This window comes from Sphingomonas brevis (genome assembly GCF_023516505.1).
GTDB lineage: Bacteria > Pseudomonadota > Alphaproteobacteria > Sphingomonadales > Sphingomonadaceae > Sphingomicrobium > Sphingomicrobium breve.
On record NZ_JAMGBB010000001.1, the window covers coordinates 1,252,818 to 1,268,066 of the forward strand.

Below are 15,249 nucleotides of genomic sequence, written 5' to 3' on the forward strand. Positions count from 1 at the left end.
AGTTAGCGAAAATTTACTTCAGTCGATCAGTTCGCTTTCGCCGGTGCCCCACAGGTCGCCCTGGGCGATAAAGCCTTCGCGCTTTCCGACTTGCAGCTTGCACCAGCTGCCGTCGCACTTCTCGATCCGCCCGACCACGCCGGCTTCGGCGCGATAACGAACCGGGGAATTTGCATCGCGCTTGGCGTGGATGTCACGCGGGCCGCCTGGCTTGATGACGGCTGTACGGCGGTCGCTGAGCAACGTCACCAGCATCCAGCCTTGTTGTCCGTCCGGATCCTCGATCTTGCGCCAATTCGGATAGACCTGGATTACCCGCACCGGCAGGTCACGCCGCTTGTACAGCCAAATGCCAGGGTAATTGCGCCCGGGGCCGGTGCGCATCATCGCCTCGCCGCTGGCGATCGACGCCCAATAAGGGGGTCTCTTGTCCTTGGCAGCAACCGCGGCCGCCAAAAATATCGTCATTCCCGCGAAAGCGAGAACCCAGAAATTTCTGTTTCGCTGGCCCCCCGCTTTCGCGGGGGTGACGAAAAAAGGAAGCATCAGGCCCCCGTCAGGATGCGGTCGACAAGTTGCTTGACGGTCGGAACGAAGCCGTTGGAATAAAATGGGTCGCTCTTGAAGCGAAACGCGGCATGGCCCGCGAACATCAAATTCTGTTCGACGGGACCGCCATGGGCGATGTCCTGAAGCGTCTTTTGGATGCAGAAGCTGCGCGGGTCCGCCAGCCGGCCGGTCGAATTCTTCTCATTGTCGGCCCAGCTGGAGAAGCTGCACTGCGACAAGCAACCCATGCAGGCGGCCTGGTCGGCGCGGATCATCTTCTCTTCCTCGGGCGTGACGAAGATCAGCGTATCGTCGGGCGACTTCATCGCATTGGTGAAGCCGGCGCCATACCACTCGCGAGCATGCTGCAGATCGCCCTTGGTCACCCAATAATGCCGCTTCGTGCCAATCCCGACATCAAGCTCGAACGCATGATCGCCGATCGCTTCCTTGGTGTAGGCGATCTGACGCTCGCTTCGGGCCTCGAGGTTGCGGAGGAACGGATTGCGCACCGCCGAGGAGTAGAATCCGGTGGGGCTGAAGCGGTGGAGCAGGACGTCGCCCTCCTCCAGGCTCATCAGCCGTGCCTTCCACGCCGGCGGAATCGGGCTTTCCTGAGTCAGCAGCGGACGGGTGCCGAACTGGAACATGATCTGCCCTAGTTCGGGATTGTCGATCCAGTCGTTCCACTCGTCGAGCCGCCATACGCCCCCGGCCATGACGATCGGCACGCTGTCGGCGATGCCACCTTCGCGCATGGTTTCGCGCAATGCCTTGACGCGCGGATATGGGTCCTGCGGCTTGCGCGGATCCTCGGCATTGCTGAGGCCGTTGTGGCCACCGGCCAGCCACGGGTCTTCATAGACTACCGCGGCAAGCCATTCCGCCGCTTTTGAATAGGCCCGCTTCCACAGCGCGCTGAAGGCACGGCCGGAGGAGATGATCGGCAAATAGCTGACACCGTATGAGGCAGCGATCTCGCTAAGCTTGTAGGGCATGCCGGCGCCGCAGGTGACCCCAGTGACCAGGCCCTTGGTTCGCTCGAGGACGCCGTGCAGCACTCGCTGCGCACCGCCCATCTCCCACAACACGTTGATATTGATCGCGCCCTTGCCGCCAGCGATCTCATAGGCGCGCTTGACCTGGGCGACTGCCCCGTCGATCGCATATTGGATCAATTCCTCATGCCGCTCGCGCCGAGTCAGCGCATTGTAGACTTGCGGAATGATCCGGCCATCGGGATCATAGCTGTCGGCATTGACCGCGGAGACCGTACCGATGCCGCCAGCCGCTGCCCATGCCCCCGAGCTGGCATGGTTGGTCGCGGAGACGCCCTTGCCTCCTTCAACCAGTGGCCACACTTCGCGGCCACCGTAAAGGATGGGCTTCAAGCCTTTGAACAATTGCTTCTCCGTCAGTCGTTTGCGGCCCCTATAGGCCGCACCGCGCTACTTGGCGCGCAAAAAATATGGTTAGTCCTTTAGCACATAGTCCAGGCCGATATCGACCGCCGGCGCCGACTGGGTGATCCTGCCTACCGAAATATAGTTCACCCCGGTCTCGGCGATTGCCCGGATAGTGTCGAGATTGACGCCGCCCGACGCCTCCAGTGGCACCCGGCCGGCGACCAGCACTACCGCTTCGCGCAGCATGTCGGGCTTCATATTGTCGAGCAGCAGGCGGTCCGCGCCCGCCGTCAGCGCCGGCTCGATCTGGTCGATCCGATCGACCTCGACCTGAATTTGCAATTCGCTGCCATAAGTCTTGGCCGCGGCGACAGCTTGCGCCACGCCGCCGGCCACCCCGACATGGTTGTCCTTGATCAACAGCCCATCGTCCAGCCGCATGCGGTGGTTTTCGGCGCCGCCCATCCGCGCCGCATATTTCTCCAGCAGCCTTAGCCCCGGAATGGTCTTGCGGGTGTCGAGCAGGGTAGCCCCGGTGCCTTCGATCGCATCGACATAGCGCCGAGTCACGGTCGCGATCCCCGACAGATGCTGCAACGTGTTGAGCGCGGAGCGCTCCGCCGCCAGCATCGCCCGGGCGTTACCCTCCAGCCGCGCCAGTACCGTACCCTTGGCTAGCTGGTCACCGTCCCTGACCAGCCGTTCGACCCGCACTTCCCCGTCGCAGGCACGGAAGAAGGCGATCGCGATATCCAACCCAGCAACGACGATCGGCTCGCGGCAATTCATATCGGCGGTGAAGCGCGCATTGGCGTCGATCGTCGCCTTGGAAGTGACGTCCCCGCCCGAACCCAAATCCTCGGCCAGCACCCGACGGACGAATTCGCCAAGGTCGAATTGCGGCAGCTCCATCATGTCGATTGCCGCGCCGTCCACCCGAACCTCCCCTGCCTCTACGAGCCGTCCTTAAGCGCGCCCCGCCCTTTGACTCAAGTCGCTTCCGCCAATCGCTGGCCGGTCTCGCTTTCCCACCGCCTGTTGGCTTGAACGAACCGTCCGGTCTCGCGCGCGGCAAAGCTGTCGCCGTCCCACGCCTGCACTGTCAGCTTAACTTCGCCAGCCTCGACCTCGATCAGGTTGAAGCTTTGCTCTTCGTCGCGCAGCCGCTTCGAGGTCGCCGTCCCCGCCTGGATCACAAGCGCCTCGCCCGCTCCGGTTATCAGCTGTTTTGCGTGGTGGGACGAGGCGCGATGGTTGTGCCCTGCCAGCAGCAGATCGACCCCAGCGTCGGCGATCGCGTCAAGCGCTAGTTTTTGCCGCCCGATTGCCTTGCCCAGCTCGGGTCCGTCGCCGACCGGCAGCGCGAACAGCGGATGATGGGTCACCAATATTTTCGCAACATTGTCCCGCGTCCTGGCGAAAGTATCGCGAATGAAATCGACCTGACCCTGGTTGATCCGCCCGTCCTTGAACGTCAGCGAACGCGCCGTGTTGATCCCGAGCACGGCTACGCCGGGAAGTTCGTGGAACGGGCACAAGCTGTCGTCGATGAACCGGCGATAGCGCGTCAGCGGCGACAGGAATCGCCGCAGCACGTCGTACAGCGGCACGTCATGATTGCCGGGTACGCCAAGTACCTCATGGCCCCTTGCCTTCAGCCGTTCGAGAAAGGCGCAGGCAAGTTCGAACTGGTCGGTCCGCGCCCGCTGCGTGAAATCGCCCGAAATGACGATCAGGTCGGGCTTCAGCGCGTCGGCTCGCTCTTCGACCGCCGTGACCAGTTCCTCGTCGTGGGCGCCGAAATGAAGGTCGGAGAGATGAACCAGTCGAGCCATATCGCCTCAACGTCAGCCGATTGCATTCGCTCCGCACCGCTTCCATGCTTTCGCGATGGATCGCACCGAGGCCAACACCGGCACCCGCGACGTAGCCGAGCGGCTGCGCTTCGAGCTTGGCCCGCTGGAACGGTGGATGGCGGACAATGTCGACGACTTTGCCGGCCCGCTAAGCGTCAGCCAGTTCAAGGGCGGCCAATCCAACCCGACGTACCGGCTCGATACCCCGTCAGGCCGCGCCTTCGTCCTTCGCAGAAAGCCGCCCGGCAAGCTTCTGCCCGGGGCCCATGCGGTCGACCGCGAAGCGCGCGTCATGAGCGCGCTGGGCGCCCATGGCTTCCCGGTCCCGCGGGTCCATGGCCTGTGCGAGGATGACAGCGTCGTCGGGACGCCATTCTTTGTCATGGACATGGTCGACGGCCGGATCGTCTGGGAAGCGAGCTTCCCGGACATGTCGCCCACCGAACGCGCGGCCCATTTCGATGCGATGAACGCGACCATCGCCCAGCTTCACAGCTACGACCCTGACGCCATCGGCCTTGGCGACTATGGCCGCGCGACCGGCTTCGTCGAGCGTCAGGTGGCGCGCTGGTCGAAGCAATATGAAGGCGACGTCGAGGCTGGCCGAGTCCCGGCGATGGACTGGCTAACCGGCTGGCTGAAGGACAATCTTCCGCCCGACAGCGGCGATGCGCGGATCGTTCATGGCGATTATCGTTGCGACAATATGATCTTCGCCCCGGCCGAAGCGCGCGTTGCCGCGGTGCTGGACTGGGAGCTGTCGACCCTCGGCGATCCGGCGGCCGACTTCGTCTATCACCTCATGATGTATCGCATGCCGGCCGGCATGTTTACCGGGCTCGATGGACTGGATTTCGCCGCGCTCGGCATTCCGACCGAAGAGGAATATGTCGCCGCCTACTGCCGCCGCACCGGCCGCAGTTCGCTTCCGCACATCGATTATCTGATCGTCTTCGTGATGTTCAGGATCGCCGGCATCCTGCACGGCATTCGCGGCCGGCTGGCGCGGGGCAGTGCATCTTCGGCCCATGCCGAGGCCACCGCCGCGCTGACCGAGCCGCTCGCCGAGCTGGCCATGGCCCAGGCCAAGGCCGCGCGCCTTTGAGTTCATCGCATTTTATCGCAGATTGACTCAGTCGAGTCGGGGACGGGGGCCAAGGCGATGCACTATCTAGAAGGCAAAGTCCGCTGAGCGTGGACCAGCCGCGCCGCCGCTGGGCGCTCAACCCTGACCCGCTGGACGGCGACGACCAGCCGACGGTCGAGGGCGTCGTTCGAGAGCTGCGCAAGATTCCTCCGGCCCGGCTGATCGTCACTGCGCTGATTATCGTCTTTGCGATCCTGATCGCCCGCTACAGCTGGCAACTGCCGGTCAGCCTGCCAGTGTTCGAGCGGCAGCTGCCGATCGCCGCGGATGCCGAGCGTGCCCTGTTCGACTGGCGGGAAACGTCCGGCGAGGATCGCCGCACCGTTCCCGAAGACCAGCGGGTCCTGCTCATTCCGTATATCGACGATACGTTGAAGGCGACCGCCAAGCGATCGCCGCTCGACCGGGCGATCCTTGCCCGTGCGCTTGCCAATATCGACAAGGTGGGCGCGAAGGCGATCGGCATCGACATTTTGATCGACCAACCGCAGCCCGAAGATCCGCAGCTGTTCGCGGCCTTGAAGGCGATGAAGACGCCAGTGTGGATTGCTTATGCCAATCGGCTCACTGCGCGCGACGAGATACAACAGTGGCAGCAGGATTTCATGGATGATTGGGGACGTCAGATGGCTGGCACACAGGTCCATCAGGCGTCGATCAGGCTGGAACCGGACAGCGACAATGTGCTTCGCCGCTGGCCCACGCTGCCGCCCGGCCTGCCGCCCCTCCTGCCTATCGCGCTGGCCGGCGCCCGGCCAGATTACCGCTATGATGGCAGCGTCGACTTCCGAGCCCCGCTCAATGCGGAGCGAAAGGTTTTCACCAGCCTGCCGATCGACCTGTTCGCCGACCCGGCGATGGTGCCGCTGTTTGCCGACCAGGCGCGCGGGAAAATCATCCTGATCGGCGGCCAGTTGCAGGACGTCGATCAATTCGAGATCCCGTCGACGCGCAGCGACGGCAAGACGATGAGCGGGCTGGAGGTTCATGCCACCATCCTCGCCCAGCTGCTCGACGGCCGATTGCCCGATCGGGCGGGCCCGGTCGCGCTCTGGGCCTTGGCGGTGCTGGTCGTGTTGTGCGGCGCCTTCACGGCAATGCTCGATGTCCGGCCATGGGTGGTCGCGCTGGCGGTCGTCGGCCAGCTCGCCTTTTTCGGCTTCGCGCCTTTCTATTATGAGTGGATCGGCATCGACACCTATGGCCTGCCGGCATTCGGCTGGCTTGCCGGTTGGGGCCTGGCCTATGCCGCGACCGGCGCCGCCGTCAGGGTGGTAGGATCGGAGCAGCGCCGCTACGCCCAATCGGCGCTAGGCAAATATCTGCCTCGCGACATTGCCGCCCAGATTTTGCGCGACCCAAAGAAGCTGTCGCTGACCGGTGAGAAGCGCGAAATCTACACATTGTTCACTGACATCGAGGGTTTCACGGCGCTCAGCCACAAGCTTCCACCGGACCGGACCGCGACGATCCTCAACGCTTACCTCGACGGCATGTGCGACATTGTCCTCGATCATGGCGGGACGATCGACAAGTTCGTCGGCGACGCAGTGGTCGCTTTCTGGGGCGCGCCGATCGCTCGCGCCGACGACGCCGACCGGGCAGCAAGGGCGCAGCTCGACATGCTCGCCTTCACCCAGAAATTCTCGATCGACTATAGCGAACCGGGCCATGAGATGGGCCGAACCCGGGTCGGCCTTCATTATGGCGATGCAGTGGTTGGCAATTTCGGCGGCGAAGGCAGGCTCAGCTACACCGCGCTCGGCGATTCCATGAATTGCGCGGCCAGGCTTGAGGGCGCCAATAAATATCTCAAGACCGTCGCACTGATCAGCGAGGAAGCGCGAAGCCGGACCACGCTCGACATTTACCGGCCAATGGGGCGGATCGTGCTCTCGGGCCGCGAAACTCCCGTTGTGGTGTGGGAGCCGGCTCCCGATTTCGATCCCAAGCTCCGCGCCGAACTTGTCCGCCTTTGGAACGCTTACGACTCCGGGGATCGTTCCGCCCTCGACGAAATCGAGCAAATTTGCTTAACGCAGGATAATGACGCGGCCTTGGCGGCCTTTGCCTGCCGGATAAGGGAGGCAGGGCCAGGAGGTGCGTTCACGCTCAAGGAGAAATGAAATGGCCCGCCTGTTGCTGATCGCGGCAAGTGCCGCACTTCTCGCTTCGACTTCGGCCGCTGCCGCCGTGCTGGTGGTGCGCTCGTCGGGACCATCGGCCGCGGCCTATCCTCCGGGCAAGGCGCTGCCGGACAATCACATGCTCAAGCTCAAGGCCACCGATACGGTCGTCCTGCTGGATTCGCGCGGAACCCGTACCCTCAACGGCCCAGGCAGTTTCAGCGTCCTCGCCAGCGCCAGCAACGCGCCGGAGGCGGTCCGCACCGCCGGGACCAGCGCCCGCCGCGTCAGGCTCGGGGCGGTCCGCGGCACCGGCGGAACGCGCAGCGTATGGCAAGCCGATCTCACCCGCACCGGCAATGTCTGCATCGCCAATCCCAGCGAGCTGACCCTCTATCGCGGCGATGCTGAGGCAGCCGCCGACGTCACCCTGACGGATTCCGACGGCAAGACCGCGACGGTTCATTTCGGCGCCAACCAATGGGAGGCGTCCTGGCCCGCCGATATCCAGGTCAAGACGGGCAAGCGCATCAACGTTTCCGGCCTTTCCCAGCCGACTACGTTGACGCTTCGGCAGCTAGCGCCGATCCCCTCGGGGCTCGAAGGCATGGCGCAAAGTCTGATTCGGGCCGATTGCCAGGCCCAGCTCGACGTATTGGTCGATACCTTCAGCGCGAGGTCGTAAGAGTAAGCCACAGCCCATGACATTGATGCTCGGCCTGTACATTGTCATTTTTGCCGGAGCGCTCGGCGCCTTGCTGGTACGGTCCCGGCTTGCCAGCCATGTCATGCTCGGCATCGCCGGTGTCGCCGGCCTGGCCTATGGCGCCAGCGCGCATGGCCTGCTCGGCTCGATCCTGCCGTTCCTGATCCTCATCGTCGCGGGCGTTCAGGCGACCAGCGGGCTGGTCGCCAACCGCGCTGCCAAGTTCAATGCCGACGAACAGGGCATGCTCGGCGGCCCGCTGGCCGGGCTGGGACGCGCCCAGGCGCGACGCCTGATCGACCAGGGCATCTGGATGGATGGCCGGCCCGGCGACGTCCTGATCCGCGAGGGCGAAGAAGCGGCCCAGCTTTATTATCTCGCTGACGGCGGGGCCGAAGTCCATGTGAAGGGAAAGCTGGTCGGCAAGGCCAATCCCGGCCAACTGGTCGGCGAAGCCACCGTGCTCGGAGAAACGGCGGCGATCGCCACCGTCACGCTTTCACAGCCGACGCGCTTCTGGTGCGCGCAGGGCCGAGCGCTCAATGCCTATCTCGCCGCCAACCCCGACGCCCGCCACGCGCTGGAGCATGGCTTCAACGTCAGCCTCCGCGAGAAGCTCGAGGCGATGAACCGGGCCGCGGGGTGAGACGCCGTCACCAAACGCCGTGCCGGTGAAGTATTTCCAGCGGAATAAACGACAAATGGACCGCGATCAGCACGGCCAGGGCGGTCGCCACGATCCAATATTTCCGCGCGAAAATCGCCGCAAGCATCGACGCCAGCTGTATGGTCGTAACTGTTGAACTGACGACCATCTCGCTGACGGTGCTTTTCCAGAGAATATAGTCGGGCAGGATGAAGGGTATGTTGACCGCCAGGATGCACCCCAGCACCTGCCGCCGGTGGAGCCAGAACCATTCGTCCACATCAGGCCAATCGCGCGGCTTGTCGGGGTAGATCATCGAGGCGGCGAAATAATAGATGCTGAGAAGGAGCACCCCGAGGGTCAGCGTATCGTAACCCGTCGGAAGATATTTCAGGTAAACCCAGAAGGTTATCCAGCACTGGAGGACGTTGAGCATCGTGTAGGCGCCAAGCATCGGCGTCAGCCAGCCGATGCGAATATCGTCCTTGATGCCAGGCCCCGTCGGCAGGCGAGCGCGGAAGGTGCGCATCAGCCCGCTCAACACCTCAACCAAAATGAAGCCGAGCAGCAGGGTGAACAGGTTGAACAGTAGTTCGGTTGCGCTCATTCTGATGTCCCCCGTGGAGGGAACATCTCATTCAACTCTGGCGTCCGCAATGGGCGGATTGTGGCCGCCCATACCGGTCCAAATGCGCTTACCGATGTCTGTTTCCTGTCAAGAACCGGCACTTATCGAAAGTTAAATTCCCAAGCAGCGTCAATGAGTCGATAGCTGGTCCCGCAGGGGGGCCGATGCCATGGTCAATTCTATTGCGGCGCCAACCGGGACGCGCCTCGAATCCCTAGATTTCATTCGCGGATGCGCGCTGTTCGGGATTCTCATCATGAACATCGTCGGCATGGGCATGGGCCCTGCCTATGACAATCCAAGGGTGATGGGTGGCGACACCGGGATCAATCTTTGGACCTGGTTCGTGGTCAATGTGACCTTTGAAGGCACGCAGCGGGCCCTGTTCTCGATCCTGTTTGGAGCCGGCGTGATCCTTTTCACCAGCCGGCCCGATTCCACAGACGCCTATTTCCGGCGCAACCTTTGGCTGATCGCCTTCGGTCTATTCAATGCGTGGATCCTGTTGTGGGGCGGCGACATCCTTTACTTCTACGGGCTGACGGCCCTATTCCTGTTTGCCTTCCGCAACCTGCCCGGCAAGAAATTGCTTGGCCTCGGCATAGCGTCCTTCGTCCTCGGCGCGGCCTGGAGCGGGCTTGATACCTACAATATGCTGGACCTCCACAAACGCGCGGTTGCCGCCGAAAGCATACCGGCCGCCCAGCGATCGGAGCAGCAGAAGGGAGCCATCGAACAGTGGACGAATGAATCCCGCGGCGGACCTTCGCCGGAAAGGGTCGTCAAGCTGAAAGAAGAAAATCAGGCTGGTTACATTAGTGCGCTGCGCGTCCGAGCACCGCGAATAGCGGAAGCCCAATCCTGGTACGCATACCGCAATTTCTTCGACATCTTCGGGATGATGATGATCGGAATGGCCCTGTTCAAACTGGGCGTGCTGACCCTGGAAGCACGGACAAGAACCTATCTTGCGATGATGGTCGGCGGTTACGCGATCGGCATGCCCCTAAATCTCTTCGAGGCGAACTGGCTGATGAGCCACGGCTTCTCGGGGCTTGCCAGGCACCAGACGGCAATCACCTATGACTTCGCGCGGCTGGCACAAACCACCGGACATCTCGGGCTGCTCGGGCTCTTCCTGAAGTCAGGCATGTTATCATGGTTCAGGACTGCCATGGCGGCGGTCGGTCGAATGGCGTTGACCAACTACCTGACCCATTCGGCCGTTGCGCTGATAATCTTCGTCTTTCTGGGCTATTGGGGGACGCTAGAACGGCACCAGCTTTACTACATCGTCTTTGCAATCTGGGCGGCTCAGATCGTGATCAGCCCGATCTGGCTGAAACATTTCCACTTCGGCCCGGTAGAATGGCTCTGGCGATATTTGACTTACGGCAAGCAGCCGCCGTTCCGGAGAGAAGCACCAGCGTCAGGCGCCCGGCCGCTTCCTGCAGGATAGCCGTCCGAACACCTTCCTTAGGTAATCTTCCCGATTGTCCGGCTGTCATCGCGGAGTAACGGCAAACATGCTGCCTGAAGGGGACGAAGCATGGGTCGGATCGGATGCTGCGCGAGCGCGGCACTAATGATTTGCGTTTCGGCGTGTAAGGCTCAGCAGCCTGATACCGAAAATCAATTATCCGCCAACGAGGCTCAGAAAGTCGTGAACAAGGCTGCGCCAGCTGCCACGGCTGCCGGGCCCAAATGCCCGAACCTCTATACCCAGCTTCCGCCCCAAACTCCCGACCTCACCCGAAAAGTCTACAGCTGCGTCGAGCGGTACGCCCTGCTCTATGCGAAGGGCCCGGACAGCCCCGAAGCATTGTCCAAGGCCGTCATGGCCAAGTGCAAATATGACATCGTCCAATATGTGGATGAGGAAGCCAAGAAGGCTGGCGTGAAGTCTCCATATAAGGAAGCCTTCGAATCCTGGCAGGCCCATACCTTGCCCATTATCGCAGAGGCCCGGGCACGCCGCTGTTATGGCTGATCGGGCCTTCCCGTCCGACGCTTTCCTTAGTCGATGTTGTCCACATTGGGTCGAATGTGGGCATTCATTAGAGGCAGTCGCCACGAATGCATGAAAAGAGGAGCCCTAGCACCGGAATCGACGCCAGAACCACGACGACGCTTCCGAAAATAACGAGCCGCCACTTCCAGTTGACGGTTAGGTCAGGTCGCTCATCGTAGCTCAACTCATGCTCCGCCCCAGTACGACACGAGGATAGCGGTCAAACTAATGGCCGCAATGGGTGGAAAGCGGTCATTCGTGTCAGCAGCCCGTCCGTGCTAGCTCGTCGGATGGAACGGGGGCGTACGATGAGATTGGCGATCGCTTTAGCTGCAATGGCAACGGGTAGTTGTGCATCTACGACGCCGCGGCAGATCGGAACTGAGCCGCTCGTGCTCAATGCACCGGGTTACCTGGACTTCTTGGCCGTTGATGGCGCGACTGTGTGGGCGACAAACGAAAGCCGGGTCGAGCATTGGTCAACGGATGGCAGGCTGGCATCCGTTCAACTGCGCCAACCATGCGGAACCATGGCGATACACTCCCAATCTGTCTGGGTCGCAGATTGCAAAGAAATGGCTATCTACAAAATTGACAGGCGAACCGGGCAAATAGAATCAATTGTGCGTACCGGACTCGCCAGTCCCGATGGTGAGACCAACGTAGTTGCCGGCGGGGGCTCGATCTGGGTGCCGAGCGAAACGTCCGGGAAGATCGCGCGGATAGACCCCTTGAGCAATCGGGTGGTCGCTTCGGTGTCGGTCGATCCGGGAACGCATTATCTCGCTTTCGGTATGGGTTCCTTGTGGGCCGTCAGCAGTTCGCAGCAGTCGTTGCAGCAAATAGACCCCCGGACGAACAGGGTAGTCCGCCGTGTCGCACTTGGCCGAGGACCCGGCTTTTTGGCCGCGGGCGAGGGAGCCGTGTGGGTACAAGAGCAGAGCGACGGCACCGTGGCCCGCATCGACCCGACCAGCGGCACCGTGACGGGCCGAGTCAAAGTCGGCAAGAACCTCAAGTGGGGCGACATCGACACGGGTGATGGCCGGATTTGGCTTCGCACCACCGATGATCAAACGTACGCAATCATCGACCCCCGTACCCTGGCGATCCTCGCACGTATGGGAAAGGCGAACGGAAGCGGCGCGATCCGATATACTGACAAAGGCGTGTGGACGAGCGAACACGATGTGAACACTTTGTCTTGGTGGGGTTTTCCGACCGCGCATTAACCCGTGACACGCCGATCGCGGTCCAGCTCATGACCGTAATGGGTGGAAAGCGGCCATTACCGACAAACGAACTTAGAAGGCCATTCTGGCGGTCACAACTGCCCGCCCGTGGAAGTTCTCGCCCAACTCATGGCGGTTGGTGTCGTACCAGCGAAGGTCGAGCGTCACCTTGGGGACGATGGTGGTCGACGCGCCCGCATTGAACGAGGTGTAGTCATCGCCGAATTTGCGGGCGCGGTGGCCGATGTTGGCGAACAGCTTGAACTGCTTGCTGACGTCCACCGCCGGGCCGGCCTCCCAATAGAGCGAGCGCTTCGCCGATCCCAGGTCGTCGGGACTGTAGACGACTTGGCCGCGCAGGGTGATGCTGCCGAGCTTGCGGGTGAGGCCACCGGTGAACTCCCAGCTATGGTCGTCCGTCGGTTCGTGCACCCCGGTCTGGAACTTGTGCGATGCCTGGAGGGTCAGCTGGAAGCCGCCGACTTCGCGACCGAAGGCGACGAAAACTGCCCCCTCGCCGCCAGCGACGGTCGAGGTAACATTCTTCCACTGTGCGCCCACTTGGAAGTCACCGAGCTTGACGAACGGCTTCACGATCAGTTGCGGCCCTTCGGTCTGGGCAATGCCCTTCGACATGCCGCGGCTGGCGACGGAAAGCTCAATCCCGGGATCCAGCGGAGCAAGGTCGAGCATATTCGCACTATCCTGTTGAAAACCAATGTCCGCAATGGGTCGAAAGCGGCCTTTAGAATCATGAAGCCTGATGGCCCTTTGTCACTCCAATACTGGCAGTCGGCTTGCCCCAATCACCTCCGAGGATCAGCGCCGGGACTCCAGGTTTAGTGTCGCGGCGATCGTCGCCCAGGGGACATATTTGAAGTTCTGGTTTTGAACCGGAAGCATGTTTCGACCGTCCTGGGCGATCATTGCCCCGTGCTCAAAACCGGGGCCGAGATTTGCGCTCGAAACGTCCAGTCCGTCGGTCTCGGATATGCCGTCGATCCCCTTGGCGGGATCAGCGATTACGGAGAATGAGCCGAGATAGGCATTCTCGCCCTCGCGGCGGTAAACCGCATAGCTGTTGTTGCCCTGGCTCGAGACGATCAGATAGCCCCGCCCTCCACCGAGATCGTACAGCCCGACGCCTTCCATATCGTCCTTGAGCTTGGGGTTGTCGGCGATTCTGTCGATCGAGACGGGAGCTGCATTCTTGACCGGCTCGGCGGTTACCCGCCAAAGTCCGATGTCTTCTTCGGCGACATAGAGAGTGCCGCTGTCGTCATCGACGACGCACCCCTCGGTCTGGCTGCTGAACTTGATATCCCGAACGTGCTTCGCCTGAACTTTTCCGCCGCGGGTCGGAACGAGTTCCCACTGCCTGACCAGTCCATCGGGGTCGCTGATGAAGACATAGGTTCTTCCGCGTTTGCTGCGGTACATGCACTGGCCATAGGGATCGGACAGGCCAGTCTGCTGTATGCCGTCCGCGATATTGGTGAGCGCGCCCGTCTCCGTGTCGAGCGAATAAATTGCAATGGCCTTATTCGTCCGATCGCTCGCGGTCACTAGGACAATATCGCGCCCGGCCAAGCGATAGTCGGACCTAATGTCGACATTGTTCATCTTTCCATCGGCGGCAAAGAATCGCGACTTACCCTGCATGTCATAGACGTGAAGGCCGCCTTGCTTGTCGGTGCCAATCACCCAGCTCGCTGCCGGGTTGCTGGAGTTGGCCCAGATTGCCGGGTCGTCGGCGGCGTCAGCTGCGCTTGTGACCGGATCGGTCTCAACGCTAGGATGGACGATGGGGAGTGTCGGCGCGACCGCGGCAATCAGCGGTTGAGGCGATCCCGCATTGATGCCGAGTGCCTGCGCGATCTTACCGAACGGTACGATCTTGTAATTCGATCCATCCTCGTCACCGATGATGAGCGCGCCCTGATTTGAACCAAGTGGCGCGCTCGTCGCAAAAAGCCCGCCCGGCTCACGAACGGCTTCGCCAGCCGAGGTTACCGTCAGTGCGCCGACATAGGCGTCGTCTTTCGCATGATCATAGGCGTAAAGCTGGCCCGCCGATGCATTGGAGGCGATCAGCCACCTCGCGCTACCGCCGCCATCATATAATGCCAGGCCGCCCACTTCCTCGTTGATCTTGCCCAACCGGACCGCGTCAATCAGGACAGGCAGGATCTCGGTCTCCGGCTCTGCATTGAAGCGCCAGATTCCGACCGCCTGCTCGGATACATAAAGTTGCCCTGTGGAATCGTCGGCGACGCAATGCTCGACGGTTGAAGCCACATGTAGCCGCCTCATCAGCTTAGCATCGACGCGGCCAGCGGAAGGCTCGAACAGCAGATATTGATCGATCTCGCCGCCGTCACCGAGAGCGAAGGCGTAAAGCGAGCCGTCCTGGCTGCTTCGATAGAGGCAGCCTCCTTCGACCGCGATGCCGAGCGGCACGGAGCGGGCGCTGATTTCCGTGAGAGAGCCGCCCTGCGCACGATAGAAGCGCAGGCTATTGCTGGTGGCATCGGCACCAAGCAGGACAGCAGCGGAGCCAAATCCCGGAAGCGAACCATAGCGGACATCGACTCCAACCGCTTCGCCCGCCGGAATCGAGCCGGTGCGCTTTCCTGCACTGTCGTAAATCTCAAGACCGGCCAACTCCGCTGTCCCGACAATTGAGGAGCTTGGCCCGTCAGTGACGACGACCGCGCGGTTCGCGCCGCCCTGTTGCGTCGTCATCGTAGCCGATGCTTCGACCGACGGAACGGCAGGTGCATTTTGCGCCGCGACTCCGGTCCCCAAACAAGCGATTCCGGCAATCCCGGCAAGTCCCACCCCAACCCGCATTTTGGCCGTCTCCGGTCTGTCACAGATGCCCGATAGCTAATCGTCACGCATACGCCGTGCAAGGACAATTCCAAAATAGTTGCATTCTG

14 protein-coding genes are annotated in these 15,249 nt (G+C 61.9%); 7 read left to right on the top strand and 7 right to left on the bottom strand.

What is annotated here, in order from left to right; genetic code table 11:
* Nucleotides 1-18: 18 nt before the first annotated feature.
* The 4 genes from LZ518_RS06465 to LZ518_RS06480 form a co-directional block, all read right to left on the bottom strand.
* Nucleotides 19-468: an SH3 domain-containing protein gene (locus LZ518_RS06465; RefSeq protein WP_249915190.1), complete on the bottom strand. Its 450-nt coding sequence runs from the start codon at nucleotides 466-468 to the stop codon at nucleotides 19-21.
* Between the two features lie 77 nt (nucleotides 469-545).
* Nucleotides 546-1,952, bottom strand: coding sequence for an NAD(P)H-dependent flavin oxidoreductase (locus LZ518_RS06470; RefSeq protein WP_249915191.1), 1,407 nt, complete (start codon nucleotides 1,950-1,952; stop codon nucleotides 546-548).
* Nucleotides 1,953-2,021: 69 nt separating this feature from the next.
* On the bottom strand, nucleotides 2,022-2,870 hold the full coding sequence (gene nadC, locus LZ518_RS06475) for a carboxylating nicotinate-nucleotide diphosphorylase (protein WP_249916517.1): 849 nt from the start codon (nucleotides 2,868-2,870) through the stop codon (nucleotides 2,022-2,024).
* 74 nt (nucleotides 2,871-2,944) lie between these two features.
* A complete protein-coding gene (locus LZ518_RS06480) occupies nucleotides 2,945-3,790 on the bottom strand; it encodes a metallophosphoesterase family protein (RefSeq protein ID WP_249915192.1) in 846 nt (281 codons plus the stop codon).
* A gap of 55 nt (nucleotides 3,791-3,845) precedes the next feature.
* Here LZ518_RS06480 and LZ518_RS06485 point away from each other — a divergent pair, with 55 nt between their 5' ends.
* The 4 genes from LZ518_RS06485 to LZ518_RS06500 all read left to right on the top strand — a co-directional run bounded on the left by LZ518_RS06485 (nucleotide 3,846) and on the right by LZ518_RS06500 (nucleotide 8,436).
* Nucleotides 3,846-4,916, top strand: a complete 1,071-nt coding sequence (locus LZ518_RS06485) for a phosphotransferase family protein (RefSeq protein WP_249915193.1) — start codon at nucleotides 3,846-3,848, stop codon at nucleotides 4,914-4,916.
* 89 nt (nucleotides 4,917-5,005) lie between these two features.
* Nucleotides 5,006-7,084: a CHASE2 domain-containing protein gene (locus tag LZ518_RS06490; RefSeq protein ID WP_249915194.1), complete on the top strand. Its 2,079-nt coding sequence runs from the start codon at nucleotides 5,006-5,008 to the stop codon at nucleotides 7,082-7,084.
* A 1-nt stretch (nucleotide 7,085) separates the two neighbouring features.
* Nucleotides 7,086-7,769, top strand: coding sequence for a hypothetical protein (locus tag LZ518_RS06495; RefSeq protein WP_249915195.1), 684 nt, complete (start codon nucleotides 7,086-7,088; stop codon nucleotides 7,767-7,769).
* Nucleotides 7,770-7,785: 16 nt separating this feature from the next.
* A complete protein-coding gene (locus tag LZ518_RS06500; protein ID WP_249915196.1) occupies nucleotides 7,786-8,436 on the top strand; it encodes a cyclic nucleotide-binding domain-containing protein in 651 nt (216 codons plus the stop codon).
* A 7-nt stretch (nucleotides 8,437-8,443) separates the two neighbouring features.
* On the opposite strand, the gene LZ518_RS06505 is transcribed toward LZ518_RS06500, so the two are convergent.
* Complete coding sequence (locus LZ518_RS06505; RefSeq protein WP_249915197.1) at nucleotides 8,444-9,043, bottom strand: hypothetical protein; 600 nt, start codon at nucleotides 9,041-9,043, stop codon at nucleotides 8,444-8,446.
* 190 nt (nucleotides 9,044-9,233) lie between these two features.
* On the opposite strand from LZ518_RS06505, the gene LZ518_RS06510 reads away from it, so the two are divergent.
* The 3 genes from LZ518_RS06510 (at nucleotide 9,234) to LZ518_RS06520 (ending at nucleotide 12,307) form a co-directional block, all read left to right on the top strand.
* Nucleotides 9,234-10,523: a DUF418 domain-containing protein gene (locus LZ518_RS06510; protein ID WP_249915198.1), complete on the top strand. Its 1,290-nt coding sequence runs from the start codon at nucleotides 9,234-9,236 to the stop codon at nucleotides 10,521-10,523.
* Nucleotides 10,524-10,727: 204 nt separating this feature from the next.
* Nucleotides 10,728-11,054 (top strand): hypothetical protein, encoded by a 327-nt coding sequence (locus LZ518_RS06515; protein WP_249915199.1) that lies wholly within the window; start codon nucleotides 10,728-10,730, stop codon nucleotides 11,052-11,054.
* 329 nt (nucleotides 11,055-11,383) lie between these two features.
* Nucleotides 11,384-12,307, top strand: a complete 924-nt coding sequence (locus LZ518_RS06520; RefSeq protein WP_249915200.1) for a Vgb family protein — start codon at nucleotides 11,384-11,386, stop codon at nucleotides 12,305-12,307.
* Between the two features lie 72 nt (nucleotides 12,308-12,379).
* Here the strand turns inward: LZ518_RS06520 and LZ518_RS06525 are convergent, their stop codons facing one another.
* Both LZ518_RS06525 and LZ518_RS06530 read right to left on the bottom strand, forming a co-directional pair.
* The gene (locus tag LZ518_RS06525; RefSeq protein ID WP_249915201.1) at nucleotides 12,380-13,000 is read right to left on the bottom strand and encodes a TorF family putative porin; all 621 of its coding nucleotides are present in this window, start codon (nucleotides 12,998-13,000) and stop codon (nucleotides 12,380-12,382) included.
* A 126-nt stretch (nucleotides 13,001-13,126) separates the two neighbouring features.
* Complete coding sequence (locus tag LZ518_RS06530; RefSeq protein WP_283938165.1) at nucleotides 13,127-15,160, bottom strand: phytase; 2,034 nt, start codon at nucleotides 15,158-15,160, stop codon at nucleotides 13,127-13,129.
* Nucleotides 15,161-15,249 lie beyond the last annotated feature (89 nt).